We start from the raw sequence: 26,876 nt of genomic DNA, 5'->3' as shown, positions 1-26,876 counted from the left end.
GCGCTGCGCCGTCTGGCGCGAGAGGGCCGTGCCCGACGGCGCCTTGCCGTCGATCGTGCCCATCTCCCAGCGCTCCCAGGCCGAGAGCGCGGGCGTGCCGGCGCCGGCCTGGCGCGCGGCGGCGTGGATGGCGGCGAGGCGCTCGCGCGAGCTGCCGAAGGCGCCGAAGGTGTCGGGGTCAGACGAAGTCATCGGTGCCAGGCGCCGCGATCACGATCTCGCCGGCGTCCGAGAGCCGGCGTGCCACCTGCAGGATGGCCTTCTGCTCGGCCTCGACCTGCGACACGCGCACGGGGCCGCGCAGTTCCATGTCCTCGCGCAGCGTTTCGGCGGCGCGCTGCGACATGTTGCTGAGGAACTTGTCGCGCAGCTCCAGCGGCGCGCCCTTGAGCGCGATGATGAGCGAGTCGGACTCGATGTCCTTGAGCAGGCGCTGGATGCTGCGGTCTTCCAGGCCCAGCAGGTTCTCGAACACGAACATCTCGTCGACGATGCGCTGGGCCAGCGCCTCGTCCTGCTCGCGCACATGGGCGATGGCTTCTTCTTCCACCGTGGTGCTCATCAGGTTGACGATCTCGGCCGCCGTGCGCACGCCGCCCAGGCGGCTGCGGCGCAGGCCCTGGCCCGCGAGCATTTCGGTCAGCACCTCCGTCAGCTCGTTGAGTGCCGAAGGCTGCACGCCGCCGAAGGTGGCCACGCGCATGATCACGTCGTGGCGCAGGCGGGCGGGCAGCTTCTCGAGCACCTCGGAGGCCTTCATGCGGTCCAGGTGCACCAGCAGCGTCGCGAGGATCTGCGGATGCTCGTCGCGGATCAGCTCGGCCACCTCGCCGGCCTCGAGTTCGTTCAGGCGCTCGATGCCGCCGTGCGGCTCGTCGGGCTGCAGGATGTCCTCGAGCAGGTTGCTGGCGCGGTCGTCGCCCAGCGCCTTCTTGAGCACGGCGCGGATGTAGTTGCCCGAGCCCAGGTGCAGGGCCGACAGCTGCTCGGTCTCCTGCCGGAACTCGGCCAGCACCGAGGCCAGCTCGTCGCGCGACACCGCGCTGAGCTTGGACATCGCCAGGCCCAGCGCCTGCACTTCGGAAGTGGGCAGCAAGTGCAGCGCGGCGGCGGCGCGGTCTTCGCCCAGCGCCATCAGCAGGATGGCGCTCTTGCGGGTTCCCGTCTCGCTAGTCATTGGTGTGCATCCAGTGCTGGATCAGGGCGGCCACGAGCTTGGGGTCCTTGTCGGCGGTCTGCTGGGCGTAGTCCATGTCGGCCTTCTGGCGTGTGGACTCGCGCTGCTGCAATGTTTCTTCGGGCTCCGCCGGGGGCGTGTCCGGGGTGGCGGTGGCGACGGCGGCCACGGGTGGCGTGGGCGGCGGCACGGCCAGGTGGCGGCGCATCAGCGGACGCAGCACGGCCAGCCAGGCGAACAGCGCGAGCAGGCCGAGGAGCACGTACTGGCCCAGCGTCTTGCCCAGCGCCAGGTTGTCGCGGTCGCGCCAGAACGGCAGTTCGGGCGTGGGGGTCGTGTCTCCGTCGCGGGCGAAGGCGCTGTTGACCACGTTGAGCGAATCGCCGCGTTCGGGGCTGAAGCCCATCGCTTCCTTCGTGAGGTTGCGGATCTGCTCCAGCTCGGCCGGTGTGAGGGCCTGCGCGCTGGCCTTGCCCGCGGCATCGACCATGTCGCGGTGGTTCACCACCACGGCGACCGAGAGGCGCTTCACACCGCCGGCGGCCTGCTGCACGTGGCGGATGGTGCGGTCGAGTTCGTAGTTCGTCGTGACGTCCTTGCGCGTGTTGCTCGGGCCGGCCGGTGCGGCAGCGGGTGCGCTTGCCGTGCCCGGTGGTGCGTTCGGTGCGTTGGGTGGCTTGGGTGCCGTGATCGGCGCTGTCGGATTCACCGGCGGCTGGTTCGACAGCGCGCCCGGCACGCCGCCCGGCGGCGCGCCGTGCTGCTGCGCCGATTCGCTGGACTGCTGGCTGCGGATCGCGGCCTGCGACGGGTCCTGGTTGGGCTTGTACTTCTCGTCGGTGTGTTCCACCACCGAGAAGTCGATCTCGGCCGCGACCTGCGCGCGCACGTTGCTCGCTCCCACCAGCGGCTGGAGGATCGCCTCGATGCGGCGCACGTAGCCCTGCTCGATCTCCTGCGCGTACTTGAGCTGGCTCACGTCCAGCCCTTGGGTCGTGCCGCGCGCCGACGACAGCAGGTTGCCGCGCTGGTCGACCACCGTGACGCTCTTGGCGTCCAGGTCGGGCACGCTGCTGGACACCATGTGCACGATGGCGCTCACCTGGCCCTCGTCGATGCTGCGCCCGCGCATGAGCGTGAGCACCACCGAGGCCGAAGGCTTCTTCTGGTCGCGCACGAACAGCGACGGCTTGGGCAGCGCCAGGTGCACGCGCGCTGCCTCGATGGTGCCGATCGATTCGATGGAGCGCGCCAGCTCGCCTTCGAGCCCGCGCTGGTAGTTGATCTGCTCGGCAAACTGGCTGGTGCCGAACTTCTGGTTGTCCATCAGCTCGAAGCCCACGCCGCCGGCCTTGGGCAGCCCCTGGGCCGCGAGCTTCAGGCGCGTTTCCGCCACCTTGTCGCCCGCGATCAGGATCGCGCCGCCGCCCTCGGCGAACTTGTAGGGCACGTTCATCTGCTGCAGCGACGCGATGATCGCGCCGCCGTCGCGGTCCGACACGTTGGTGTAGAGCACCTTGTAGTCGGTTACGCGGCTCCACAGCGCGAAGGCGGCCACCGCCGTCACCAGCAATGCGGCGCCGATGATGAGTGGCAGGCGGGGCTGTGCGCGCAGGCGCTCCAGCATCGGGGGCAGGCCGTTGCCGCCCGCCGGCAGGCTGCCCGTGGGCGCCGCCGTGCTCATCGGCGCGCCTTCGCCGCGGCCGTCGCGCCGCGCAGGGCCGGCGCCGGAAGAAAAGAGGGGATTCGGTGTTGCGATGTCATTCCGGTGGCCGGCGACGTCGTGCGCAGCCCGTGGTTTCGCGAACGATTGTCAGCAGGCCCCCTGGAATTCGATCGGTCGAACAGCCGGGGTTTTTGCCCTCAGTTGCGCGTTTGGATCAGGGTCTTCCCTTGGTACGCTGCCTGCCAGTCGGAGTGCTTTTTGCACTCCGTGTCAAGTCACCTGGAAGTGAACTAATCCTCATGTCGATCCACGCCATCGAATCCGTCCTGCAGCAGATGCGTGCCACGTCGCTCGCCTCCGGGCTGGGGGCAGCGCCGGCCGGCGCAGCCGGGTCGGGCAGCTTTGCGGCCGAACTGCAGCGCTCGCTCGCCAACATCAGCGGCGCGCAGCAGCAGGCCTATGCGCAGGCCGAATCCTTCGAGCTGGGCAAGCCCGGCGTGGCGCTCAACGACGTGATGGTCGATCTGCAGAAAGCCAACGTGGCGTTCCAGACCGGGCTGCAGGTGCGCAACCGGTTGGTGACGGCTTATCAGGAAATCATGAATCTGCAGGCATGACGAGTTGGAGTGGTGACGCAGAACTTTTTTCGTCGCCGCCCTAAAGGTTTGCGGAGGCCGGCCGATATCCCTTCCAACGATGGCTTGAGTCTCACCGTGGAAGCGGGTCCAGCGTTACGGCCGATGGCCGGAGTCCCCAACCTTTCGTCAATCAGGAGTCGAACATGGCGCAAGTCATCAATACGAACAGCCTTTCCCTGCTCACGCAGAACAACCTCAACAAGTCGCAATCGGCCCTGAACACGGCCATCGAGCGCCTGTCCTCCAGCATGCGCATCAACAGCGCCAAGGACGACGCCGCCGGCCAGGCCATCGCCAACCGCTTCACCGCCAACATCAAGGGCTTGACGCAGGCATCGCGCAATGCCAACGACGGCATCTCGATCGCCCAGACGACCGAAGGCGCGCTGACCGAAGTCAACAACAACCTGCAGCGCATCCGCGACCTGTCGGTGCAGGCCGGCACGGGCACCAACTCGCCCACCGACCTCGACTCGATCCAGGCCGAAATCAAGCAGCGCCTGGACGAAATCAATCGCGTGTCGGAGCAGACCCAGTTCAACGGCGTGAAGGTCCTGTCGGCCAACGCCGGCAAGCTGACGATCCAGGTCGGCGCCAACGACGGCGAGACCATCGACATCGACCTGCAGGAAATCAGCGCCAAGACGCTGGGCCTGGACGGCTTCAACGTGAACGGCGCGGGCACGAGCCAGAACAAGTCGGCCACGGTCACGAACCTGATCGGCGCCGGCGGCACCGAAACCGCACCGGGCTCGGGCATCTACACGGTCACGACCAACCACACGGCCGTGACGGCCGAGCAGGCCATCAACGCGATGAAGGACGGCAACGTCGTCACCGCGGGCGGCGCCACCTACAAGTACGACGCGGCCGCCGGCAACTTCAAGACCCAGAAGACGGTCGCCACCGGCGACGTCGCCGCCTTCGCCGCCGGCCTGGTTCCGGCAGCGGGCAAGACCGTGTCCGGCACGTACACGAACGCTTCGGGCGCCGCGACCAACTTCGAACTCGCCAGCGACGGCACGATCACGGTCGGCGGCGCCAAGGCGTACCTGTCGGGCGGCAACCTGACCACCAACAGCGCGGGCGCTCCGCCGGCCGCCACGGCGGCCAACCTGTTCGCCGCGGGCGATGCATCGACCTCCGCGGCGAGCATCTCGATGGGCGGCAAGACCTACAACTTCTCGGGCACGGCCGCTTCCGGCTTCAGCTACACCGACACCGCCACGAAGGACCAGGTCCTGACGGCCGTGGCCGCCGCCGCCGGTGTGACCGTGGGCCTGGGCTCGGGCATCTACGCCTCGACGGTCACCTTCGGTGCCGCGGGCAGCGCGTCCACCGACACGTGGATGGACGCCGACGGCGAGATGACCAAGACGGGCGCCAGCTACACGACGTCGTACGCCGTGAACGCCGTCAACGGCGAAGTCACTGTGGCCTCGACGACCGGCACCGGCAAGTACGCCGCCGCCACCGGCGCCGTGGCCTATGTGAACTCGGCCGGCAAGCTGACGACGGAAACCACCAGCAAGGGCACCAAGACGGAAAGCCCGCTGGCGGCCATCGACAAGGCCCTGGCCAAGGTCGACACGCTGCGCGGTTCGCTGGGTGCGGTGCAGAACCGCTTCGACTCGATCATCGCCAACCTCGGCACCACCATCACCAACCTGTCGTCCTCGCGCTCGCGCATCCAGGACGCGGACTACGCCGTCGAAGTGTCGAACATGACGCGCGCGCAGATCCTGCAGCAGGCCGGTACCTCGGTGCTGGCGCAGGCGAACCAGACGACGCAAGGCGTGCTCTCTCTGCTGCGTTGATGCCGCCAGGCGGCCGGGCGCCCTCGCGAGGGCGGCGCCCGCCGTCTTTTTCCTTCGCAGGCCTTGCGCCTGCGTTGTCCTGTGCGGCCTTGTACGCCAAGGCCGCACAGGACAACAACGACCAGACCGGGCGGCGCGGCAGCCACTGCTGTCGCCGTCGCTTTCTCTCTTCTTCATTCGCTTTCCAGGACACCACTCGACATGGCAATCAGCAGCCTCGGCGTCGGCTCCAATCTCGAACTGGGCACCTTGCTGGCCCAGCTGCAGACCGCGGAAAACCAGCCGCTGGTGGCCTTGAAGGCGCGCCAGACCAGCTACAACAGCAAGCTGTCGGCCTACGGCACGCTGCAAAGCGCGCTCACCAGCATCCAGGCGGCCACCAAGAAGCTGGGCGATCCGGCGCTGTTCCAGGCCATCACCGGCACGCCCAGCGTGAGCGGCATCCTGGCCGCCACCGGCACCGACCCCCGCGCAGTGGGCAGCTATGCCATCGACATCTCGCAGCTCGCGCAGGCGCAGTCGGTGATCGCGAAGGGACAGGCCAACACCACGACCGCCATCGGCAGCGGCAAGATCACGATCGACTTCGGCAAGGTGTCCGGCGGCACGCTGGACCCCGTGACCGGCCAGTACACCGGCGCCACCTTCGACAAGGACACCACGCGCACGGCCAAGCCGATCACCATCGACGCCAGCAACAACACGCTGGGCGGCATCCGCGATGCCATCAACGCGGCCAACGCGGGCGTCTCGGCCACCATCGTGAACGACGGCAGCGGCGCGCCCAACCGCCTGGTGCTGACCTCCACGCAGACCGGCGAGACCTCGACCATGCGCATCTCGGTGGACGGCGACGCCGCGCTGCAGAACCTGCTGAACAACGACCCCGCGGGCACGCAGAACCTGCAGCAGACCGCGGTGGCGCAGAACGCGAAGCTCACCATCAACAACATCGCCATCACCAGCGCGAGCAACTCGGTGACCGACGCCATCCAGGGCACCACGCTCACGCTGGTGCAGACCGGCAAGCTCAACCTGGTGATGAAGGCCAACTCCGGCTCGGTCAAGACGGCCATCACCGATTTCGTGAAGGCCTACAACGCGCTGCAGAGCACCGCCAAGACGCTCACGGCCTACGACGCCGACTCGGCCACCGCCGCGCCGCTGGTGGGCGATTCCACGCTGCGCAACCTGCAGGTGCGCATTCGCCAGACGCTCACCACGCCGCAGCCCGGCGGCGCGAACGACCTGAAGGTGCTCACGTCCATCGGCGTGTCGTTCCAGAAGGACGGCACGCTCGCGGTGGACAACGACAAGCTCGACAAGGCGCTGGACACCAACCTCGAAGGCGTGGCGAAGCTCTTCTCCAGCGGCACCGGCAGCACCCTGGGCTACGGCAAGCAGCTGACGGCGCTGGTCGACGACCTCGTCGGCGCGCGCGGCGCGCTCAAGACCGCCACCGACGGCGTGACCAGTTCGCTCAAGAAGCTCGACACCCAGTACGCCGACATGAAGGTGCGCGTGGACGCGACCGTGGAGCGCTACCGCAAGCAGTTCGTGCAGCTGGACGTGATGATGAGCAGCATGAACGGCACGCTGAAGTACCTCGCGCAGCAGTTCGATGCGATGAACGCCAGCAAGGGTTGAGGACGCAGCGCCGCATGTACAGCCCTCACCACTCCCGCACCGGAGCCGGCGCCTACGCGCGTGTCGGCGTGGAGACGCGCGCCATGAGCGCGTCGCCGCTGCAGCTCATCCACATGCTGTTCGACGGTGCCCGCACCGCCATCGGCGCCGCGCGCCTGCACCTGGCGGCGGGCGACATCGCCGCCAAGGGGCTGGCGATCTCGAAGGCCATCAACATCGTCGACAACGGCCTGAAGGCCAGCCTCGACGCCGAGGCGGCCGGCGAGGCGGGCACCGAACTCATCGGCAACCTCTCGTCGCTGTACGACTACGTCGTGCAACGCCTGCTGCTGGCCAACCTGCGCAACGACGCGCAGGCGCTGGATGAGGCCGATCGCCTGCTCGACCACCTCGCTTCCGCCTGGCGCGAGATCGACGCTCGGCCTTCCAACGGATGACGCAGAGCACGACCTGGGGGCAGGAACAGATGGCGGTACGCAGCGAAATCGTTCATTGCTACGAGCAGTTGGCCGCGTGCATCTCGACGATGCTGGCGCTGGCCCGCGCGAAGGAGTGGGGGCAGCTGCCCGAGCTGGAGGCGCGGTGCGCGGCGTGGGTCGAGCGCCTGAAGACCATCCAGCCGCTGACGGCGCTGGAGCCCGCGCAGCGCGACTTCGTGCTGCACCTGCTCGAGCGCATCTGCCGCGAGCAGGCCGAGCTGTCGGGGCTCATCAAGCCGCAGCTGGACGACCTGGTCCGCCGCATGGATTCGCTGAACCACCAGAAGAACCTGGGCAAGGCCTACGGGCTCTCGCACTGACGCGGACCGACAGGACAACCACCGTGGCCATGCTGGGACTCACCGGACTGATCGACGCACTGATGGCCGCGCGCCTGACGCCGCGGCTCGACCTGCTCGGCCTCAAGCCGGAAACCACGGTCGGCGCGCCCGGTGCGGCGGTGGCCGTGCCCCGGACGGCGAACGACGTGCGCCTGCCATCGCGCGCGGCGCTGGACCGGCTGGTGCCGTCGGGCGCTTCCGGCGGCGATGCGGCGGCGCCTTCCGCCAGCGGCGCGCCGCCGTCCATCGACACCCGGCTGTCGGTGGCCGCGCGGGTGATCGGCGCGGTGCTGGCCGACCTGCAGGCCGAGCCCGGTCCGGTGCGCGGCCATGCGCCCTTGCTGCTGCCCGTGGCGCGGCAGGGCACGAACGCCGCGGCGCTCGCGGGCACGCTGGCGCAGACGGTGTCGGACAGCGGGTTGTTCTACGAATCGCACCTCGCCGAATTCGCAGCGGGCACGCGCACGCTTGCGCAGATGGCGCGGGAGCCGCAGGCGCGCTGGGCGAGTCCGGTGATGGCGGGGCAGAGCGCTGTGGCCGCAGCCACGGTGCCGATGCCTGCGATGGCGGCGGATGTCGCAACGTCGCCCGCGCCGAATCCATCGACGCAGGCCCCGGCGGCCGATGCGCCGGAAAACCCGACAGCACAACCTGCTCGTGCGGTCGCACGCGGCGAGACCGTCGCCGCGCCCGCACCGGATGCGGCGCGCGTGCAGGCGGCCTACGCGCTGCCCGATGCCGGATCGGAAATGCCCACGCCTCGCACCGCAGACCCTGCACGCGCTTCGGTCGATGTCACGAACACGCCTGCCCCGCGCGGTGCCGAGGTGATCCATCCGCAGGCCGTCACCGTCGTGCACCAGCAGCTCGACCTGCTGGCCAGTGCCGTCTTCCGCTGGAGCGGTCAGGCCTGGCCCGAAGTGCCGATGGCGTGGTCGATCGAGGAGGAGCCTGCGAAGCCCGGTGCGCGCGAAGGCGAACCCGCCGAGGACGAAGAGGGCGCACGCCGCTGGTCGACCACCGTGTCGCTGGTGCTGCCGCGTCTGGGCGAAGTCGACCTGCGGCTCAGCCTCAGCGGCCCGACCGTGCAGGCGCATCTGCATGCGCACGAGGACGCTACCGTGGCCCGCCTGCGCGGCGACGCCGGCCGGCTCGCGCAACGCTTCGAGGCCGTGGGGCTGCAGCTGCAGCAGTTGCAGGTCACGGCGAAGGCGATGGGATGAGCGATGCACTTCGCAACCGCCACAGCGCCGTCGTGCTCTCGCATGCGGACACGCGCAAGGCGCCTGTCGTGGTCGCCAAGGGCTACGGCGTGGTCGCCGAATCGATCATGCGCGAGGCGCGCGCGCACGGGCTCTACGTCCATGCGTCGGCCGACCTCGTGAAGCTGCTGATGCAGGTGGACCTGGATCGCCAGATCCCGCCACAGCTGTACCAGGCGGTCGCGGAAGTGATGGCCTGGATTCACCGGCTGGAAGGCGGCGTCGAGGCCGAGGGAGCCCGATGAGGTGTTGTTCTATGGAAAGTCATTGATCTATTGAGGAATTTGAAAATAAAGCCGCCGATTAACACTCTCCGGTGATCGATAGTTTTTGTGAATTCAATTGAAGAGGCAGTTTTTCAATTGCCGGAATACGCGCGCCGGTAACAATTACTTGCGCTCCGTGACAACGCGCCGGCGCCGGACGTGAAACCGCTTTTCCAGAGGGAAGTGAAGGGCTTTCTGTTGCCGGGCTCCGTCAAATCCATTTGACTTTTCGGACTACTTTGTCTTTGAAGTGTAAATAAGTGTGTATATAATGTATACATGTTGGAACATGCGGAGTCGACATGAAATCGGATATGGAAGTGGACGTGGAAAATTGCAATGTCAGCGCAGGTGGCGTGATCTCGAAGGAAATCGGCGAGATCAATCTGGCCTACATGCTGCTCGCGCAGAAGCTGGTGAAGCGGGACCGCGCCGAAGCCATGTTCCGGCTCGGCGTGGGGCGCGAGCTGGCCGACCTGCTCATGAACATGTCGCTCAGCCAGATCGTGAAGCTGGCCGCGTCCAACTTCCTGCTGTGCAGCTTCCGCCTGGACGACCGGCCCATGTTCGCGGTCGTCGGCGAGGGCAAGGAGCCCGCGCTGCAGCAGGCCCACATGTCGATCCTGATGAGCGCGCGCCAGGCGCAGGCCCAGTCCCAGCCGCACCTGCGCAAAGCGGGTTCGGCCAGCGCATGAGCGCCGCGCGGGCCGCCCCCAAGCAAGCTCGCACCGCAGTGCGAAGCTCGAAGGTATTTCCATGACCGCGAAGAGCATCCTGGGTGAGGTGCGGCAGGTGCAGCTCGCGGTCGAGCTGATCGGCCTGGGCGCCCGCCTGCAGTTCCTGGAGGCCGTCGTCGCGCTGAGCCGCGAGCGGCTGATCCGCCTGTACAAGGAACTCAAGGGCGTCTCGCCACCCAAGGGGCTGCTGCCGTTCTCCACCGACTGGTACATGACCTGGCTGGCGAACATCCACTCGTCGATGTTCTACAACATCTACCGCTTCATGCTCGACGAAGCCGGCGAGGACGAACTGCCGGCGCTCATCAAGGCCTACCGCCTCTACGCGGAACAGGTGCAGGCGCAAGGCAGCGAGGTCGTGCTCGACTTCACGCGCGCCGAGACCATGGTGCGCTTCTTCGACAGCGACATGCTGCAGCTGAGCCCGTGCAGCCGCTGCGGCGGTCACTTCGTGGCGCATGCCCACGACAACAAGAACGGCTACGTGTGCGTGCTGTGCCGTCCGCCCTCGCGCGCGGGCAAGGCGCGCAAGCCCAAGCTGGCGCCCGTGCGCCGCAACGGCCTCATCGCCGCCGGCCCGGTGCTGGACATCGGCGGCGCCGTCTCGTGAAAGTGCCCCGGCGCCCGGCGCGGGTTTTTTGGTTTGGACGCCTCAGGGCATAGGGGAAGCGCGTGCTGGTTCTGGTGGGATATCTGGTGGTGATCGGCGCCGTCTTCGGCGGCTACGGCCTCATGGGCGGGCACTTCGGCGTGCTGTTCCAGCCGGTGGAGCTGCTCATGATCGGCGGCTCCGCGCTCGGCGCGTTCATTGCGGGCAACAACGGCAAGACCATCAAGGCGACCATCCGCGAGCTGCCGCTGCTGCTGCGTTCCTCCAAGCACAACCGCCAGCTCTACATGGACCTGCTGGCCCTCTTGTACGAGCTGCTCGCCAAGGCCCGCAAGGAAGGCATGATGAAGCTCGAGTCCGACGTGGAGGCGCCCGGGCAGAGCGAGATCTTCAGCCGCTACCCGACCATCCTGGCGCACGAGGGCATCACCGTGTTCCTGTGCGACTACCTGCGCCTGGTCATCAGCGGCAACACCGACGCGCACGAGATCGAGGCCCTCATGGACCACGAGATCGACACCATCCGCCACGAGGCCGCGGTGCCCGGCCATAGCCTCTCGCGCGTGGGCGACGCGCTGCCCGCGCTGGGCATCGTCGCGGCCGTGATGGGCGTGGTGCATGCGCTGGGCTCGGCCCACCTGCCGCCTTCCGAGATGGGCGCGCTCATCGCGCACGCCATGGTCGGCACCTTCCTCGGTGTGCTGCTGGCCTACGGCTTCGTGTCGCCGCTGGCCTCGCTGATCGAGCAGAAAGTCGAAGAGGGCATGAAGATCTACCAGTGCGCCAAGGTCACGCTGCTGGCCAGCCTGAACGGCTATGCGCCGCAGCTGGCCGTGGAGTTCGGCCGCAAGGTGCTGTTCTCGACCGAGCGCCCGTCCTTCACCGAGCTGGACGACCACGTCCGCGAAGTCAAGGCGCGCTAGTTCACTGCCTTCCATGAGCGAAGCGAAGCCCCGCATCATCATCAAGCGCGCGCACGGCGGCGGGCATGGCGGCGGCCATGCGGGCGGCGGCTGGAAGATCGCCTACGCCGACTTCATGACCGCCATGATGGCGTTCTTTCTCGTCATGTGGCTGCTGTCGATCTCCAGCCCGAAGCAGCGCGAAGGCATTGCCGAGCACTTTCGCATGCCGCTGCGCGTGGCGCTGGCCGGCGGCGACAAGAGCAGCCTGAGCACCAGCATGATTCCCGGCGGCGGCGCCGACGTGACGCACGTCGAGGGCGAGGTGCGCCACACCGAGGCTGACAGCGAAGACGCCGCCGATGCCAGCCGCCTGGCCGAGATGAAGAAGAAGCTCGACGAGCTGATCGAGAAGAGCCCGGTGTTCCAGCAGTTCCGCTCGCAGATCCTCATCGACATCACCACCGAGGGCCTGCGCCTGCAGATCGTGGACAGCGAGAACCGCCCCATGTTCGAGCTGGCCAGCGCGCGCGTGGTGCCGCACATGCGCGCCATTCTTCGCGAGCTGGCGCCGGTGCTCAACGGCCTGCCCAACAAGCTCACGCTGTCGGGCCACACCGACGCCATCGTCTACACCAACGACCGCGCGTACGGCAACTGGGAGCTCTCGGCCGACCGGGCCAACGCCTCGCGCCGCGAACTGGTGACCGGCGGCATGACCGAGGACAAGGTGCTGCGCGTGATCGGCCTGGCCGACAGCATGCACCTGGACCGCGCCGACCCGCGCAACCCCATCAACCGCCGCATCAGCATCATCCTGCTGAACCACCGCACGCAGGAGCGCATCGAGCGCGAGAACAGCAACGACGCCGGCGCCACGCGCATCGGCCTGCCGTCACCGGCCGCCCCGGCACACGATGCAGCGGCACCGACGACGCCCCCCACGGCGGGATAACAAGAACAAGGAAGCGGCCACGCGCGTGAGCGCAGGCCCCGGAGCACCCACAGATGGACCTCAGTCAATTCACCCAGGCCTTCTTCGTCGAAGCCATCGAGCTGCTGGCGGAGATGGAGCAACTGCTGCTCGACCTCGACGTCGAGGCGCCCGACGGCGAGCAGCTCAATGCCATCTTCCGCGCGGCGCACTCCATCAAGGGCGGCGCGGCGACGTTCGGCTTCACCGCCTTGACCAACACCACGCACGTGCTCGAGACGCTGCTGGACAGGGCCCGCCACGGGCAACTGCACCTGAGCGCTCCGATGATCGATGCCTTTCTGGAAACGAAGGACGCCTTGCAAGAACAACTCACCGCCTACCAGGCCGGCAAGGAGCCGGACGCCGAGAGAGTCGCCCATATCTGCGGCGTGCTGCAGCAGCTCGCGATGGAGGGCCACAACGCCGTTGCCCCAGTGCCCGCACCAGCGCCCGCACCGGCGCCGGTGGTCGAAGCCGCGGCTTCGGCCGATGAAGGCCACAGCGACGGCGTGCTCGTCGTCCGCTTCGCGCGCCTGTCCGACAGCGAGTGCGAGCTGCTCGCCGGCGAGCTGGCCAACCTCGGCACCGTGCTGACACGCACGCGCAGCAACGACCAGCTGACCGTGCGGCTCGCCACCACCTGCGACCCCGGCGACATCGTGGCCGTGTGCTGCTTCGTCATCGACGAATCGCAGATCGACATCACGCGCGAAGTGAATGAAGAGGCCGCGCCTGTGGCGGAAGTTGCCGCGCCGGTCGTACCGCCACCCGCCGCGCCTGTCGCCGCATCGCTCGCCGCCGCGCCCGTGCCTGCCCCCGCCGGCGCCAAGGAGTCCAGCTCCATCCGTGTCGATGTCGAGAAGGTCGACCAGCTCATCAACCTCGTGGGCGAACTCGTCATCACCCAGTCGATGCTCACGCAGGCCGCCACCGCGCTCGACCCCGTGGCCTACGAGCGCTTCCTGAGCGGGTTGGGCCACCTGGAGCGCAACGCGCGCGACCTGCAGGAATCGGTGATGTCCATCCGCATGATGCCGATGGACTACGTGTTCAGCCGCTTCCCGCGCGTGATCCGCGACGTGAGCGCCAAGCTCGGAAAGCAGGTGCGCCTGGACACCTACGGCAAGGAGACCGAACTCGACAAAGGCCTCATCGAACGCATCGTCGATCCGCTCACGCACCTGGTGCGCAACAGCCTGGACCACGGCATCGAGTCGCCGGAGGTGCGACTGGCCAAGGGCAAGGACGCCACCGGCCAGCTGCTGCTGTCGGCACAGCACCACGGCGGCAACATCGTGATCGAGGTGAGCGACGACGGCGCGGGGCTGAACCGCGAACGCATCCTCGACAAGGCGCGCCAGCAGGGCCTGCCGGTGAACGACGCCATGCCCGACGAAGAGGTGTGGCAGCTGATCTTCGCGCCCGGTTTCTCCACGGCCGAGCAGGTCACCGACATCTCGGGACGCGGCGTGGGCATGGATGTGGTCAAGCGCAACATCCAGGAGATGGGCGGCCACGTCGAGATCCATTCGCGTGGCGGCCAGGGCACGGCCACGCGCATCGTGCTGCCGCTTACGCTCGCGATCCTCAACGGCATGTCGGTGCGCGTGGGCAGCGAGGCCTACATCCTGCCGCTGAGCTACGTCATCGAGTCGCTGCAGCCGCTGCCGGAGCACCTGCATTCCATCACCGCCGACGGCCACGTGATCCGCGTGCGCGGCGAGTACCTGCCGCTCATCGAGCTGCACCGCGTGTTCGACGTGGCCGGCGCGCAGACGCAACCCACGCAGGGCATCCTGGTGATCGTGCAGGCCGACGACAGCCGCTTCGCGCTGCTGGTCGACGAACTGCTGGGCCAGCACCAAGTGGTGGTGAAAAACCTGGAGACCAACTACCGCAAGGTGCCCGGCATCTCGGCCGCCACCATCCTGGGCGACGGCAGCGTGGCGTTCATCGTCGACGTGGGCGCGATGCCGCGCATCCAGCGCGCGCAGGCCGCGAGCGCGGTGGCACTCGCAGGCGCGGCGCGCCGCACCGACGTGCTGGTTCCCTGACACCCCTTCGACGGACGGCCGCATGAGGTTCGATTTCTTCCGGCGCCCCGGCGTCGATGGCAACGGCGCGCATGCCGAAACGCAGGCTGCACCGGCACACGCTGCCGTCGGCGCGGATGGTCATGTGGCCTACGCCATGCTGCTCGACGGCAAGCGCCGCGTCGTCGGCTACCGCATGGCATGGCGTGCGGCCGGGCAGGGCACCGACGCCGGTGCGGCGGCCGGCGTCAAGGCGCTCATGGACACGCTGGGCCTGCACCTGAACCCCGGCGGCCACGGCTGGCTGTTGGGCGAACAGCGGGTGTTCGTCGATGTCACGGTCGATGCGCTGTTCCAGAGCGAGCTGCAGTCGCTGCCGCCGCGCAACGTCGTGCTGTGCATGAAGGCCGACGAGCTGATGGACGCCGACATGCGCTCCATCCTGCTGTTCCTGCGCGAGCAGGGCTTCGGGTTCATGCTGTGCGGCGGCGTGGCGCTGCCGGACGACGACGAACTGCGCGCCATCGTCACGCACCGCGAGGTGGCGCCCTCCCACCTTGCAGACCTGTCGACCGTCGGCCCGGTGCCCATCGCCGCGCGCGTGGCGAACTGGTCCGAGTTCGAGGCCTGCGCCGCGCGCGGCGTGCAGGTCTTCGTCGACGGCGCCGTGCGCCTGCCGCCGGCGCGCGACAACGCCGATGCGCTGCAGCCCGAGTCGCAGCTCATCGTGCACCTGATGCAGATGATCCTGCGCAACGAGGACGTGCGCGCCATCGAGGGCGCGCTCAAGCACGACGCGGCGCTCACCTACCGGCTGCTGCGCTACATCAACTCGCCCTCGGTCGGCCTGGCGGTGGAGATCCACTCGCTGCGCCATGCCGTCGCCATGCTCGGCTACTCGCCGCTGTACCGCTGGTTGTCGCTGCTGCTGGCCACGAGCAACAAGGTCAGCTCGCCCTTCATGATGAAGAAGGCCATCCTGCGCGGGCGCTTTGTCGAGCTGATCGGGCAGGGCATGCTGCCGCCCGGCGAGGCCGACAACCTGTTCGTTGCCGGCATGTTCTCGCTGCTCGACCAGCTGCTGGGCGTGCCGATGGAAGGTGTGCTGCGCAAGGTACAGCTCACCGAGGCGGTGCAGCAGGCCATTCTTTCGCGCAGCGGCGTGTACGGCCCCTTCGTGGCGCTGGCCGAAAGCTGCGAGACCGACGACGGCCGCGCGGCGCGCCTGTCGGAGGCGCTCTTCCTGAGCGCGGCGCAGGTCAACGCCGCGCAACTGTCGGCACTGGTGTGGGCGCTCGATGCCGGCCCTGCGGTGACGGCACCGCCCGCGTGATCGGCGTGTCCCCCGGAAATGCAGGGCTTTTGCGCGTCTGATCGGCCGATTGGAAACGGCGGTCTCTGTGACCATTGAAGGTCACGCTTCCAGGCTGGCTGTGACGACCGAGTTCCTCTTTACCGACCACGACTTCTCCAGAATCCGGACCCTCATCCATCGCCGCGCCGGCATCGCCCTGGGCGAGCAGAAGCGGCAGATGGTGTACAGCCGGCTGTCGCGGCGCCTGCGCGAGCTGGCGCTGCCGGCGTTCGCGTCGTACCTGGACCAGCTCGAGGCGCGCCACGACGGCGACGAGTGGCAGCTGTTCATCAACGCGCTCACCACCAACCTCACCTCGTTCTTTCGCGAGGCGCATCACTTTCCCACGCTGGCCGGGCATGTGCGCAAGAGGCAGGCGCCGGTCACCGTCTGGTGCGCCGCCGCATCGACGGGCGAGGAGCCGTACTCCATCGCCATCACGCTGATGGAAGCCCTGGGCGACCGTGCAGGCTCGGCGCGCGTGATCGCCAGCGACATCGACACCGCGGTGCTGGCCAAGGCCGCCACCGGCGTGTTCACCACCGAGCAGGTGCGGCGCCTGTCGCCCGAGCGGCTGCGGCGCTTCTTCAACAAGGGCACCGGCACCAACGCCGGCAAGGTGCGCGTGCGGCCCGAGGTGGCGGCGCTGGTGAAGTTCTCGCGCGTCAACCTGCTGGACACCGCCTGGTCGGTGAAGGAGCCGGTGGACGCGATCTTCTGTCGCAACGTGATGATCTATTTCGACAAGCCGACGCAAAAGCGCGTGCTCGACCGCTTCGCGCCGCTGCTCAAGCCGGGCGGCCTGCTGTTCGCGGGGCACTCCGAGAACGCGTCGCTCGTGAACCCGGCCTTCCGGCCGCTGGGGCAGACGGTGTACGAGCTGTCGCGCACACCGGTCATTGCATGAGCCTGGCGAGCCACCATTACTTCGACCGCGATGTCGGCCGCATGGCCGTCAAGCTGCTGCCCTCGGAGTACTACGTGACCACCGACCACACCGTGCTGAGCACCGTGCTCGGCTCCTGCGTGGCCGCCTGCCTGCACGACGCGCAGGCGGGCGTGGCCGGCATGAACCACTTCATGCTGCCCGACGACAGCGAGCCCGGCGCGGCGTCGATGCGCTACGGCGCCTACGCCATGGACGTGCTGGTGCGCGAGCTGGTGCGCGCGGGCGCGCGGCGCGAGCGGTTGCAGGCCAAGGTGTTCGGCGGCGGCGCGGTGCTGGCCGGTATGACCACGCTCAACATCGGCGACCGCAATGCCGACTTCGTGCTGCGCTACCTGGAGGCGGAACGCATCGAGGTGGCGGCGCAGGACCTGCGCGGCCCGCACGCGCGCCGCGTGTGCTTCCTGCCCGAAAGCGGCAAGGCCGTGGTGCGTCGCCTGCGCGCGCAGACCGAGGTGCTGCGGGTGCGCCACGACGAAGGCGAGCTGCTGCGCCGGCTGTCGGCGTCCGGCCTGCCGCACGAGATCGACAGAACCAAAGGAAGCCGGTGAGCCTCGCGAAAAAGAAGATCAAGGTGCTCTGCGTCGACGATTCGGCGCTGATCCGCAGCGTGATGACCGAGATCATCAACAGCCAGAGCGACATGACCGTGGTCGGTACGGCCGCCGATCCGCTGGTGGCGCGCGACCTCATCAAGGTCACGAACCCCGACGTGCTCACGCTCGACGTGGAAATGCCGCGCATGGACGGCCTGGAGTTTCTTGAAAAGCTCATGCGCCTGCGGCCGATGCCGGTGGTCATGGTGTCGTCGCTCACCGAGCGCGGATCGGAGATCGCGCTGCGCGCGTTGGAGCTGGGCGCCATCGACTTCGTGACCAAGCCGCGCCTGGGCGTGCGCGACGGCCTGCTCAACTACACCGAACTCATCGCCGGCAAGATCCGCACGGCAGCCGGTGCACGGCTGCTGCCGGCCCGGCCTGCTGCAACTGCACGCCCGGCCCACGAGGCTGTGCCCGAGGCACCGCTGCGCAGCCCGCTGCTGAGCACCGAGAAGCTGCTCATCATCGGCGCCTCCACCGGCGGCACGGAAGCCATCCGTGAAGTGCTGCAGCCGCTGCCGCCCGATGCGCCCGCGGTGCTCATTGCGCAGCACATGCCGGCCGGCTTCACGCGCTCTTTCGCCCAGCGGCTGGACGGCCTGTGCCGCATCCGCGTGACGGAAGCGCAGCAGGGCGAGCGCGTGCTGCCGGGCCATGCCTACATCGCGCCGGGCGGTTTTCACCTGTCGCTGGCGCGCAGCGGCGCCAACTACGTGGCGCACCTGGACCAGGAGCCGCCCGTGAACCGCCACCGGCCGTCGATCGACGTGCTGTTCGATTCGGCGGCGAAGCACGCGGGCAAGAACGCCATCGGAATCATCCTCACCGGCATGGGCAAGGACGGTGCCGAGGGCCTGCTGCGCATGCGACGCGCCGGCGCGCACACGCTGGCGCAGGACGAGGCCAGTTGCGTGGTCTTCGGCATGCCGCGCGAGGCGGTGGCGCTGGGCGCGGTGGACGAGGTGTCGCCGCTGAACGAGATCAGTCGCCGGGTGATGGCGCACCTTCGCACGTTCGGCGAACGCGCGAACCGGGTGTGACGAGTTTGAAAAACGAGCTGTGGAGTTGGAAACATCGTGATCGATAAGAGCATCAAGATTCTGGTTGTGGATGACTTCCCGACCATGCGGCGCATCGTGCGCAACCTGCTGAAGGAGCTGGAGTTCCTCAACGTCGACGAGGCCGAGGACGGCGTGGCCGGCCTGGAGAAGCTGCGCGGCGGCAACTTCGGCTTCGTGGTGTCCGACTGGAACATGCCGAACATGGACGGCCTGACCATGTTGCAGACCATCCGCGCCGACCCGGAGCTGAAGAAGCTGCCGGTGCTGATGGTCACGGCCGAGGCCAAGAAGGAGAACATCGTCGCGGCCGCACAGGCCGGCGCCAACGGCTACGTGGTGAAGCCCTTCACCGCGGCGACGCTGGAAGAGAAGATCACCAAGATCTTCGAGAAGCTGGCCAAGGGATGAGCGAGCACGCCCCCGGCGCCGTGGACGCCAATCCGAACACCAATACCACCGAAGAACTGCTCGGCCGCATCGGCCACCTCACGCGCCAGCTGCGCGAAGGCTTGCGCGAGCTGGGCCTGGACAAGCAGGTGGCCAAGGCCGCGCAGGCCATTCCCGATGCGCGCGACCGCCTGAACTACGTGGCGGCCACCACCGAGCGCGCGGCGCACCGCGCGCTCAATGCCATCGACGTCGCGCAGCCCCTGCAGGAGGCGCTGGCCGCCGATGCCAAGGGCCTGAGCCAGCGCTGGAATGCGTGGTTCGAAAACCCGATCGAACTCGACCATGCGCGCGAACTCGTGCTCGACACGCGCAGCTACCTCGACGGCGTGCCGCAGCGTGCCAGCGCCATCAACACGCAGCTCATGGAGATCCTGATGGCGCAGGATTTCCAGGACCTCACCGGCCAGGTCATCAAGAAGATGATGGAAGTCGTCAACGACGTCGAGACGCAGCTGCTGCAGGTGCTCATCGACAACTCGCCGCCCGAGAAGCGCCACGAAGCGGCGCAGAGCCTGCAGAACGGCCCGCAAGTGAAGCCCGGCAACCCCGATGCCGTGACCGACCAGTCGCAGGTCGACGACCTGCTGGAGAGCCTCGGGTTCTGAGCCTTCCGCAGGCTGCTCGATTGCCTGAATTGCAGGGCGATACCCGCCCTGATCGACAGATTGTTTCGAACGACCGAATCCAATAATTTGGTCAAGGGCAGGGCGTGCGTCGTCCCTGCTGGTTCGGAGCATGAATGTCTGAGGAAAGCGATCTCGAGAAAACGGAACCCGCCTCCGAGCGGCGCCTGGAGAAGGCGCGCGAGGAAGGCAACGTGGCCCGTTCGCGCGAGCTCACCACCTTCGTCATGCTCGCGACCGCGAGCGCCGGGCTGTGGTTTGCCGCGGAGTCGCTCGGCACGCGCATGACCGGCGCGCTGCGCCACGGCCTGCACTTCGAACGCGCCAGCGCCTTCGACCCCGCGCACATGCTCTCGCAGAGCGGGCTCATGGTGCTGCACGCGCTCATTGCCATCGGGCCGCTGTTCGCCATGATGGTCGTGGCGGCGGTGGCGGCGCCGCTGATGCTCGGCGGCTGGATGTTCTCCACCAAGGCCGTCGCGCCGAACTTCGGAAAACTCAACCCCCTGGCCGGCATCGGCCGCATGTTCTCGGCGCAGGCGCTGGCCGAACTGGTCAAGGCGCTGGCCAAGTCGGCGCTGATCGGCGGCGTGGCGTGGTGGGTCATCGTGGACGACATCGAGGCCGTGATGGCGCTCATGTCGCAGCCCGCGCACGAGGCGCTGCCGCATGCGCTGGTGCTGGTGGCCAAGCACTGCGCGCTGATCGCCGCCACGCTGTTCACCGTCGCGCTGGTCGACGTGCCGTTCCAGCTGTGGAGCTACTACCGAAAGCTGCGCATGTCGCGCGAAGACGTGCGCCAGGAGCACAAGGAAAGCGAAGGCGACCCGCACATCAAGGCGCAGATCCGCCGGCAACAGCAGCAGATGGCGCGCCGCCGCATGATGGCCGAGGTGCCCAAGGCCGACATCGTGCTGACCAACCCGTCGCACTTCGCCGTCGCGTTGCAATACCTGGACAGCGACATGCGCGCACCGCGCGTGATCGCCAAGGGCACCGAGCTGGTGGCCGCGCGCATCCGCGAACTGGCGAAAGAACACAAGGTCGCGATCCTCGAGGCGCCGCCGCTCACGCGCGCGCTCTACCGGCATACGAAGCTGGGCGAGGAAATTCCGGCGGGGCTGTACACCGCCGTGGCCGAGGTGCTGGCCTGGGTGTACCAGCTCAAGCGCTGGAACAGCGAGGGCGGTGAGGCGCCGCGCACGCCGACCGACCTGCCCGTGCCGGCCGACCTGCAGTATTCGCCAGCGGCCAGCGCATGAACGCACTGACCGACCTGATGCGCCTGCCGGCGCGGATGTTCTCCGGCTCGCAGTTCAAGGGGCTCGCGGGCCCGATCCTCATCATTCTCATCCTGAGCATGATGGTGCTGCCGCTGCCGCCCTTCCTGCTCGACCTGCTGTTCACTTTCAACATCGCGCTGTCGGTGATGGTGCTGCTGGTGAGCATGTACACCATGAAGGCGCTCGACTTCGCGGCCTTCCCGGCGGTGCTGCTGTTCTCGACGCTGCTGCGCCTGTCGCTCAACGTGGCGTCCACGCGCGTGGTGCTGATGCACGGCCACACCGGGCCCGACGCGGCCGGCAAGGTGATCGAGGCCTTCGGCCACTTCCTGGTGGGCGGCAACTTCGCGGTGGGCGTGATGGTGTTCATCATCCTCGTGCTCATCAACTTCATGGTGATCACCAAGGGCGCGGGCCGCATCGCCGAGGTGGGCGCGCGCTTCATGCTCGACGCGATGCCGGGCAAGCAGATGGCGATCGACGCCGACCTCAATGCCGGCCTGATCGGCGAAGAGGTCGCCCGCAAGCGCCGCGCCGAGGTCGCGCAGGAGGCCGACTTCTACGGCTCGATGGACGGCGCCAGCAAGTTCGTGCGCGGCGACGCGATCGCGGGCCTGCTCATCATGGTCATCAACATCATCGGCGGGCTGGTGGTCGGCATGGTGCAGCACGGGCTGGACTTCTCGACCGCCGGCAAGACCTACACGCTGCTGGCCATCGGCGACGGCCTGGTGGCGCAGATTCCGGCGCTGGTGATCTCCACCGCGGCCGGCGTGATCGTGTCGCGCGTGACCACCGATGAAGACGTGGGCAGCCAGCTCACGGGCCAGCTCTTTTCCAACCCGCAGGTGCTGTTCCTCACGGCCGGCATCGTCGGCCTGCTGGGCATGATCCCCGGCATGCCGAACCTGGCCTTCCTGCTGATCGCGGGCGGCCTGGTGTGGCTTGGAAGGCGGCTGCTGCAACGCAAGCCGCTGCAGGCCGCGCAGCAGGCGGCCGCTGCCGCCGCCGCCCAAGGTGCTGCGGGCATTCCCGCGGCAGCCGAGCAGGCGGAAGCCACCTGGGACGACGTGGCGATGGTCGACCCGCTGGGCATGCAGGTCGGCTACCGCCTGATTCCGCTGGTGGACCAGTCGCAGCAGGGCGAGCTGCTGGGCCGCATCAAGAGCATCCGCAAGAAGATCGCGCAGGAGCTGGGCTTCCTGGTGCCGGTGGTCCACATCCGCGACAACCTGGAGATCAAGCCCAACGCCTACGTCATCAGCCTGAAGGATGTGGAGATCGGCCGCGGCGAAGCCTTCCCCAACCAGTGGATGGCGATCAACCCCGGGCAGGTGACGGGCACGCTGCCCGGCACGCCCACGCGCGACCCGGCCTTCGGCCTGGAGGCGACCTGGATCGACGCCAGCCTGCGTCAGCAGGCGCAGGTGTACGGCTACACGGTGGTCGATGCCTGCACCGTGATGGCCACGCACCTGAACCACCTGATCCACACCCACGCGGCCGAGCTGCTGGGCCGCCAGGAAGTGCAGCAGCTGCTCGACCAGATCGCCAAGACCGCGCCCAAGCTCACGGAAGACCTGGTGCCCAAGCTGCTGTCGCTGAGCACGCTGCACAAGGTGCTGCAGAACCTGCTCGACGAAGAGGTGCCGATCCGCGACATGCGCACCATCCTCGACGTGATGGCCGAGCACGCGCCCACGGTGAAGGACCCGACCGAGCTCACCACGCTCACGCGCCTGGCGCTGGGCCGCGCCATCACGCAGCAGCTGTTCCCGGGCGACGAGGAGATGCAGGTGATCGGCCTGGACGGCTCGCTCGACAGCGTGCTGCAACAGGCCCTGAACAGCAGCAGCGGCATCGAGCCGGGCATTGCCGACAACCTGCTCAAGCAGGCGCAGGCCGCCATCGTGCGGCAGGAGCAGATGGGGCTGGCGCCGGTGTTGGTCGTGCAGCACGCGCTGCGCGTGCTGCTGTCGCGCTTCCTGCGGCGCAGCCTGCCGCAGCTCAAGGTGCTCTCGCACGCCGAGATTCCTGACGCCCGGACCATCAAGATCACCGCCGCCATTGGAGGACGAGCCGTTTGAATTCCCAGACAGACGTGCGCGATGTGCGCACCACCGCGCGCAAGTTCGTCGCGGCCACCGGCCGCGAGGCCCTGCGCCTGGTGCGCGAGACGCTCGGCGCCGAAGCCATCGTGCTCACCCACCGCGCCACCGCGCAAGGCGTCGAGATCGTCGCCATGGCCGAAGGCGATGTGCAGCAGACGGTGGAGGCCGCGGCGCCTGCAGCGCTCACGGCCCCCACTTCGCCGATCGTGACCACAGCCGCCGACCCCACCGTGCTCAGCGAGCTTCACTCGATGCGCGGAATGATCGAGGAACAGCTCGCCAGCGTGGTCTGGAGCGACAGCCAGCGCCGCGATCCGGTGCGCGGTCGCCTGCTGCGCACGCTGCTGGGGGCAGGATTCAGCGCGCGCCTGTCGAAGGCCATGCTCGAAAAGCTGCCCACCGGCCAGAGCTACGCCGACGGCATGGCCTTCGTGCGTTCCGAACTCGTGCGCGCCGTGCCGGTGCATGAAGACGAGGACGCGCTGTTCGCCCAGGGCGGCGTCTACGCGCTCATGGGGCCGACCGGTGTCGGCAAGACCACCACCACCGCCAAGCTGGCAGCGCGCTGCGTGATGCGCTTCGGCGCCGACAAGCTCGCGCTCGTCACCACCGACAGCTACCGCATCGGCGCCTACGAGCAGCTGCGCATCTACGGCGAGATCCTCAACGTGCCGGTGCACGCGGTGAAGGACGCGGCCGACCTGCAGCTGGTGCTGCACGACCTGCGCGATCGTCACATGGTGCTCATCGACACCGTCGGCATGAGCCAGCGCGACCGCGCCGTGCCCGAGCAGATCGCCATGCTTGGCAGCAGCCAGCGGCCGGTGAAGCGGCTGCTGCTGCTCAACGCCACCAGCCACGGCGACACACTCAACGAGGTGGTGCACGCCTACCGCCAGGGCCACGCGCTGGCCGGCTGCATCTTCACCAAGGTCGACGAGGCCACGCACCCGGGTGCGCTGATCGACACCGTGATCCGCCACCGCCTGCCGGTGCACTACATCTCCGGCGGCCAGAAGGTGCCCGAGAACCTGCTGCGCGCCGACCGTGTGCAACTGGTGGACAGCGTGTTCCAGCCGCGCCAGCACAGCCCGCTGTTCGTGCCGGCTGAAGCAGATCTCTCCGAGGAGGGCACATCCTCTGCAGCTTCGGCGCAGGCGCAGGGCGAAACCGATCGCCTGCGCTTGCGCTACCAGAGCCTGATCCGCGCGATGGCGCATGACGCGCAGGAACTGGCGACCACCGCGGGCGCACTGTCCGGCGCGCACATCGGCTTCGACGGTGCGCGCACGCTGTGGCGACAGGCGGGCGACGAAGCCGTCGATGCCAAGGCCGTGCTGCAAGACCTGTCGACGTTCGCGCGCGACGAGGTGGCTGCTGGCTGCGACACCCACGTGCTCGCGCTGGCCGGACAGGTGGGCCTGCGTGCAACCGACAGCGGCGACGCCTATGTGTGCCACGGCAGCCTGCTGCTGTCGGACCGCAGCGGTCAGCTGCTGGCCGCGCCGAACCAGTGGCTCTCGACCGCCGCGGCGCGCCAGCCGGCTGCACCGGGGCTGCGTCAGGCGCAGTGGCTAGGGCAGCAGGACTTCGGAAGGAAGTTGGTGCATGTGCTGGGCAAGCCGCCCGCCGTCGAGCAGATGCTGGCATGGCAGGCCGAAGGCACGCAGTGGCTGGCGCGCGCGCCGGGCACCACGGCCGTGATCGAGCCGAGTACCGGCGCCGCCACCACGCTTGCGCGTCTGGCCTTCGCGTTCGACGAAGCGACCGAACGGCCTGTGCGATTTCGCGGCAAGGCTGCGTTGCAATGCGAAGCGCAGATGGAGGTGCTGCCACGGGGCAGTGACGCCATGCCTGCGCTGCGCTGCGTGGCCGTGCGCGTGGTCGATGCGCGCAGCCGCAAGTTGCTGTCGCAGGCCTGCGTGCTGACGAACCTCGGTGCCGAGGTCGGCGCGTCGCAGCTTGCGCAATGGCAAGGCTGGGCGGCCGATGCAGAACCCTGCTTCCGCCTGCTGCGCGATGGCGTACAGCTCGCGGGCGGCATGGGCGAACCCGGCGATCCGGACATGATGAAACGGCTGCTCGTCGCCGGCCAGGTCACGACCACCGTGTGGCGCCTGTTGCAGGCGGAAGGCGAGTGGGCCGATCGCACGCGCCTGCTGCTGGGCCAGCTCACGGGCCGCACCACGCGCGCCGGCCGTGCCATGACCGGCGGCGCGCTGTACGCGGGCGTGGGCAAGCTGTTCCTGCTGCTGGATGCGTTGGGCACCGAGTCGGCCGTGCCCGCGCAGGCGCCGCGCGCACTGGAGCGGGGCTGAGTCGCATGGGTGCACGGGTCACGGACCAGGCCGACGGGCTGCGGCGGCTGCTGGGGCAGGCGCCGGTGCGCGTCGTCGCCGTGGCGGGCATGGGCCCTGGCGCGGGTGCGACCACGGCCGCGATGAGTCTGGGCGCGGCCCTGGCGCAGCAAGGCAGGGAGGTGCTGCTGCTCGATGAGCATCACCCGAAGCTCCGCTCGGCCTGCGATGTGTGGGCGCTGGGTCCGCGCGGAACGCTGCGCGATGTGGCGGACCGGCGCCTGCGCATCGACCAGGTCGCAGCCGGCGCGCTGTGCGGCGTGCAGGTGCTGCCCGCGCCGTCCGGTGTGGCCGTGGACCCGCGCACGCTGTGGCCACGCGGCATCGTCCTCGTCGATGCGGCCTTCGACGACGAAGGCCATCTGTCGCCGCTGGCGCAGGGCGCCGACGAACTGCTGCTCGTGTTGCAGCCGCATCCCTCGGCGATCACCTCGGCCTATGCGGGCATCAAGCGCCTGCACCGCGCACATGCGCTGAAGCAGCTGCGCTTCCTGCTGAACGGCGTGGCCGACGTGGCGACGGCGCAGCAGGTCATGCACAACCTCGCGCAGGCGGCCAGCCGCTACCTCGCGCTGTCGCTGCTGCCGGTGGGCTGGGTGCGTGCCGATCCCTGGCTGGCCGATGCAGCGCGGCTGCGCCAGACCGTGGTCGAGGCCTTTCCGGCCAGCGCGGCGGCGGTCGATTTCCGCGCCATCGCTGACGACATGGGGCGCTGGTCGTGGCGCACGCCGGCGCGACCCGCCGTCTTTCCGCAGGCGCTCGCGGCCTGAGACACGACCACGGGAACGAACGGCCGTGTACACCGCGCAAGGCACCATCGAGAAATCGCATCTGCTGGAGCAGCACCAGCCGCTGGTGCGTCGCATCGCGCTGCAGATGATGGCGCGGCTGCCGGCCAGCGTGGAGCTGGACGACCTGATCCAGGCCGGCATGCTCGGCCTGCTCGATGCGTCCAGCCGCTACCAGGACCACCGGGGTGCGCAGTTCGAGACCTTCGTCAGCCAGCGCATCCGCGGCGCCATGCTCGACGAGCTGCGCGCCAGCGACTGGGGTTCGCGCGGGTTGCGCCAGTCGGCGCGCGGCATCGAGAAGGCGATCCAGGCGCTGGGCCACCGGCTGGGCCGCGCGCCCACCGAAAGCGAGATTGCCCGCGAGTTGAAGATCGACCTGGAGACCTACCAGTCGATGCTGCAGGACATCCAGGGCTGTCAGCTGCTGTACGTGGAAGACTTCGCCAAGGGCGACCCCGACAACCCCTTTCTCGACCTGCACGCGCAAGATGCGCGCAAGGGGCGCGGCGAACTCGACGACCCGCTGGCGCGCCTGCTCGAAAGCGGCTTTCGCCACCAGCTCGTGGATGCCATCGCGGCGCTGCCCGAGCGCGACCAGCTGCTGCTCAAGCTCTACTACGAAGAAGAGCTGAACCTGCGCGAGATCGGCGCGGTGCTCGAGGTGAGCCAGTCGCGCGTGTGCCAGCTGCACGGCCAGGCGGTGAGCCGGCTGCGCGCGAAGCTGAAAGACGCGCTGTAAGGGTAGAAAAA

At 68.5% G+C, this 26,876-nt stretch carries 25 protein-coding genes and 1 pseudogene; 23 read left to right on the top strand and 3 right to left on the bottom strand.

Translation table 11 applies throughout. The features are described 5' to 3' along the window. The 3 genes and pseudogenes from D3H34_RS17600 to fliF form a co-directional block, all read right to left on the bottom strand. Window positions 1-192 (bottom strand): annotated as a pseudogene (locus D3H34_RS17600) (flagellar assembly protein FliH); the annotation flags it as partial. After that, a complete protein-coding gene (gene fliG, locus D3H34_RS17595) occupies window positions 179-1,177 on the bottom strand; it encodes a flagellar motor switch protein FliG (protein ID WP_119555247.1) in 999 nt (332 codons plus the stop codon). The pseudogene D3H34_RS17600 and the gene fliG, both read right to left, overlap by 14 nt. Then, window positions 1,170-2,861, bottom strand: coding sequence for a flagellar basal-body MS-ring/collar protein FliF (fliF, locus tag D3H34_RS17590; RefSeq protein WP_119555246.1), 1,692 nt, complete (start codon window positions 2,859-2,861; stop codon window positions 1,170-1,172). Before fliF ends, fliG begins: the two co-directional genes overlap by 8 nt. 281 nt (window positions 2,862-3,142) lie before the next feature. On the opposite strand from fliF, the gene fliE reads away from it, so the two are divergent. From fliE to D3H34_RS17475, 23 genes are all read left to right on the top strand, one after another. Next, the gene (gene fliE, locus D3H34_RS17585) at window positions 3,143-3,460 is read left to right on the top strand and encodes a flagellar hook-basal body complex protein FliE (protein WP_119555244.1); all 318 of its coding nucleotides are present in this window, start codon (window positions 3,143-3,145) and stop codon (window positions 3,458-3,460) included. Between the two features lie 164 nt (window positions 3,461-3,624). Next, a complete protein-coding gene (locus D3H34_RS17580) occupies window positions 3,625-5,298 on the top strand; it encodes a FliC/FljB family flagellin (protein ID WP_119555242.1) in 1,674 nt (557 codons plus the stop codon). 201 nt (window positions 5,299-5,499) lie between these two features. Then, on the top strand, window positions 5,500-6,945 hold the full coding sequence (fliD, locus tag D3H34_RS17575; RefSeq protein WP_119555240.1) for a flagellar filament capping protein FliD: 1,446 nt from the start codon (window positions 5,500-5,502) through the stop codon (window positions 6,943-6,945). Window positions 6,946-6,959: 14 nt separating this feature from the next. Further along, window positions 6,960-7,382 (top strand): flagellar export chaperone FliS, encoded by a 423-nt coding sequence (gene fliS / locus D3H34_RS17570; protein ID WP_119555238.1) that lies wholly within the window; start codon window positions 6,960-6,962, stop codon window positions 7,380-7,382. Next, window positions 7,379-7,744 (top strand): flagellar protein FliT, encoded by a 366-nt coding sequence (locus D3H34_RS17565; protein WP_286185853.1) that lies wholly within the window; start codon window positions 7,379-7,381, stop codon window positions 7,742-7,744. The genes fliS and D3H34_RS17565 overlap by 4 nt, the downstream gene beginning before the upstream one ends. 29 nt (window positions 7,745-7,773) lie before the next feature. Next, window positions 7,774-8,988 (top strand): flagellar hook-length control protein FliK, encoded by a 1,215-nt coding sequence (fliK, locus tag D3H34_RS17560; protein WP_119555265.1) that lies wholly within the window; start codon window positions 7,774-7,776, stop codon window positions 8,986-8,988. Continuing rightward, entirely contained in the window at window positions 8,985-9,272 is a 288-nt protein-coding gene (locus D3H34_RS17555) for an EscU/YscU/HrcU family type III secretion system export apparatus switch protein (protein ID WP_119555236.1), read from the top strand. The genes fliK and D3H34_RS17555 overlap by 4 nt, the downstream gene beginning before the upstream one ends. Window positions 9,273-9,619: 347 nt before the next feature. Next, a complete protein-coding gene (flhD, locus tag D3H34_RS17550; RefSeq protein WP_286185851.1) occupies window positions 9,620-9,988 on the top strand; it encodes a flagellar transcriptional regulator FlhD in 369 nt (122 codons plus the stop codon). 61 nt (window positions 9,989-10,049) lie between these two features. Then, entirely contained in the window at window positions 10,050-10,640 is a 591-nt protein-coding gene (gene flhC, locus D3H34_RS17545; RefSeq protein WP_119555231.1) for a flagellar transcriptional regulator FlhC, read from the top strand. 62 nt (window positions 10,641-10,702) lie between these two features. Next, a complete protein-coding gene (motA, locus tag D3H34_RS17540; RefSeq protein WP_119555229.1) occupies window positions 10,703-11,563 on the top strand; it encodes a flagellar motor stator protein MotA in 861 nt (286 codons plus the stop codon). A gap of 13 nt (window positions 11,564-11,576) precedes the next feature. Continuing rightward, window positions 11,577-12,497: a flagellar motor protein MotB gene (motB, locus tag D3H34_RS17535; RefSeq protein ID WP_119555226.1), complete on the top strand. Its 921-nt coding sequence runs from the start codon at window positions 11,577-11,579 to the stop codon at window positions 12,495-12,497. Between the two features lie 53 nt (window positions 12,498-12,550). Further along, window positions 12,551-14,572 carry a chemotaxis protein CheA gene (cheA, locus tag D3H34_RS17530; RefSeq protein WP_119555225.1) on the top strand — a complete coding sequence of 674 codons (2,022 nt, stop codon included), beginning with the start codon at window positions 12,551-12,553 and terminating at the stop codon, window positions 14,570-14,572. Window positions 14,573-14,594: 22 nt separating this feature from the next. Then, window positions 14,595-15,884 carry an EAL and HDOD domain-containing protein gene (locus D3H34_RS17525; protein ID WP_119555223.1) on the top strand — a complete coding sequence of 430 codons (1,290 nt, stop codon included), beginning with the start codon at window positions 14,595-14,597 and terminating at the stop codon, window positions 15,882-15,884. A 67-nt stretch (window positions 15,885-15,951) separates the two neighbouring features. Then, window positions 15,952-16,812, top strand: coding sequence for a CheR family methyltransferase (locus tag D3H34_RS17520; RefSeq protein WP_434057698.1), 861 nt, complete (start codon window positions 15,952-15,954; stop codon window positions 16,810-16,812). Further along, the gene (gene cheD, locus D3H34_RS17515) at window positions 16,809-17,402 is read left to right on the top strand and encodes a chemoreceptor glutamine deamidase CheD (protein WP_119555219.1); all 594 of its coding nucleotides are present in this window, start codon (window positions 16,809-16,811) and stop codon (window positions 17,400-17,402) included. The genes D3H34_RS17520 and cheD overlap by 4 nt, the downstream gene beginning before the upstream one ends. Beyond that, complete coding sequence (locus tag D3H34_RS17510) at window positions 17,399-18,490, top strand: protein-glutamate methylesterase/protein-glutamine glutaminase (RefSeq protein WP_119555217.1); 1,092 nt, start codon at window positions 17,399-17,401, stop codon at window positions 18,488-18,490. Before cheD ends, D3H34_RS17510 begins: the two co-directional genes overlap by 4 nt. A 39-nt stretch (window positions 18,491-18,529) precedes the next feature. Continuing rightward, window positions 18,530-18,919, top strand: coding sequence for a chemotaxis response regulator CheY (gene cheY, locus D3H34_RS17505; RefSeq protein ID WP_205736746.1), 390 nt, complete (start codon window positions 18,530-18,532; stop codon window positions 18,917-18,919). Then, window positions 18,916-19,566, top strand: coding sequence for a protein phosphatase CheZ (gene cheZ, locus D3H34_RS17500; protein WP_119555213.1), 651 nt, complete (start codon window positions 18,916-18,918; stop codon window positions 19,564-19,566). Before cheY ends, cheZ begins: the two co-directional genes overlap by 4 nt. 134 nt (window positions 19,567-19,700) lie before the next feature. Next, a complete protein-coding gene (flhB, locus tag D3H34_RS17495; protein WP_119555211.1) occupies window positions 19,701-20,846 on the top strand; it encodes a flagellar biosynthesis protein FlhB in 1,146 nt (381 codons plus the stop codon). Further along, window positions 20,843-22,954, top strand: a complete 2,112-nt coding sequence (gene flhA / locus D3H34_RS17490) for a flagellar biosynthesis protein FlhA (RefSeq protein ID WP_119555209.1) — start codon at window positions 20,843-20,845, stop codon at window positions 22,952-22,954. Before flhB ends, flhA begins: the two co-directional genes overlap by 4 nt. Next, window positions 22,951-25,296, top strand: a complete 2,346-nt coding sequence (gene flhF / locus D3H34_RS17485; protein ID WP_286185850.1) for a flagellar biosynthesis GTPase FlhF — start codon at window positions 22,951-22,953, stop codon at window positions 25,294-25,296. The genes flhA and flhF overlap by 4 nt, the downstream gene beginning before the upstream one ends. Before the next feature lie 5 nt (window positions 25,297-25,301). Continuing rightward, entirely contained in the window at window positions 25,302-26,105 is an 804-nt protein-coding gene (locus tag D3H34_RS17480) for a MinD/ParA family ATP-binding protein (protein WP_119555208.1), read from the top strand. Between the two features lie 25 nt (window positions 26,106-26,130). Beyond that, window positions 26,131-26,865, top strand: coding sequence for an RNA polymerase sigma factor FliA (locus D3H34_RS17475; protein WP_119555206.1), 735 nt, complete (start codon window positions 26,131-26,133; stop codon window positions 26,863-26,865). Window positions 26,866-26,876: the final 11 nt, after the last annotated feature.

The organism is Acidovorax cavernicola (genome assembly GCF_003581445.1).
The sequence above is the reverse complement of the archived record's forward strand: the minus strand, read 5'-3'. Positions and strand labels throughout refer to the sequence as shown.

What these genes read in the sequence shown, in the direction of transcription:
- D3H34_RS17565 (WP_286185853.1), top strand. Translation starts at nt 7,379, where the DNA reads ATGACGCAGAGCACGACCTGGGGGCAGGAACAGATGGCGGTACGCAGC.
- fliG (WP_119555247.1), bottom strand. Translation starts at nt 1,177, where the DNA reads ATGACTAGCGAGACGGGAACCCGCAAGAGCGCCATCCTGCTGATGGCG.
- D3H34_RS17525 (WP_119555223.1), top strand. Translation starts at nt 14,595, where the DNA reads ATGAGGTTCGATTTCTTCCGGCGCCCCGGCGTCGATGGCAACGGCGCG.
- flhC (WP_119555231.1), top strand. Translation starts at nt 10,050, where the DNA reads ATGACCGCGAAGAGCATCCTGGGTGAGGTGCGGCAGGTGCAGCTCGCG.
- fliK (WP_119555265.1), top strand. Translation starts at nt 7,774, where the DNA reads ATGCTGGGACTCACCGGACTGATCGACGCACTGATGGCCGCGCGCCTG.
- fliS (WP_119555238.1), top strand. Translation starts at nt 6,960, where the DNA reads ATGTACAGCCCTCACCACTCCCGCACCGGAGCCGGCGCCTACGCGCGT.
- fliD (WP_119555240.1), top strand. Translation starts at nt 5,500, where the DNA reads ATGGCAATCAGCAGCCTCGGCGTCGGCTCCAATCTCGAACTGGGCACC.
- fliE (WP_119555244.1), top strand. Translation starts at nt 3,143, where the DNA reads ATGTCGATCCACGCCATCGAATCCGTCCTGCAGCAGATGCGTGCCACG.
- cheZ (WP_119555213.1), top strand. Translation starts at nt 18,916, where the DNA reads ATGAGCGAGCACGCCCCCGGCGCCGTGGACGCCAATCCGAACACCAAT.
- motB (WP_119555226.1), top strand. Translation starts at nt 11,577, where the DNA reads ATGAGCGAAGCGAAGCCCCGCATCATCATCAAGCGCGCGCACGGCGGC.
- D3H34_RS17580 (WP_119555242.1), top strand. Translation starts at nt 3,625, where the DNA reads ATGGCGCAAGTCATCAATACGAACAGCCTTTCCCTGCTCACGCAGAAC.
- cheA (WP_119555225.1), top strand. Translation starts at nt 12,551, where the DNA reads ATGGACCTCAGTCAATTCACCCAGGCCTTCTTCGTCGAAGCCATCGAG.
- flhB (WP_119555211.1), top strand. Translation starts at nt 19,701, where the DNA reads ATGTCTGAGGAAAGCGATCTCGAGAAAACGGAACCCGCCTCCGAGCGG.
- fliF (WP_119555246.1), bottom strand. Translation starts at nt 2,861, where the DNA reads ATGAGCACGGCGGCGCCCACGGGCAGCCTGCCGGCGGGCGGCAACGGC.
- D3H34_RS17555 (WP_119555236.1), top strand. Translation starts at nt 8,985, where the DNA reads ATGAGCGATGCACTTCGCAACCGCCACAGCGCCGTCGTGCTCTCGCAT.
- cheD (WP_119555219.1), top strand. Translation starts at nt 16,809, where the DNA reads ATGAGCCTGGCGAGCCACCATTACTTCGACCGCGATGTCGGCCGCATG.
- flhA (WP_119555209.1), top strand. Translation starts at nt 20,843, where the DNA reads ATGAACGCACTGACCGACCTGATGCGCCTGCCGGCGCGGATGTTCTCC.
- D3H34_RS17480 (WP_119555208.1), top strand. Translation starts at nt 25,302, where the DNA reads ATGGGTGCACGGGTCACGGACCAGGCCGACGGGCTGCGGCGGCTGCTG.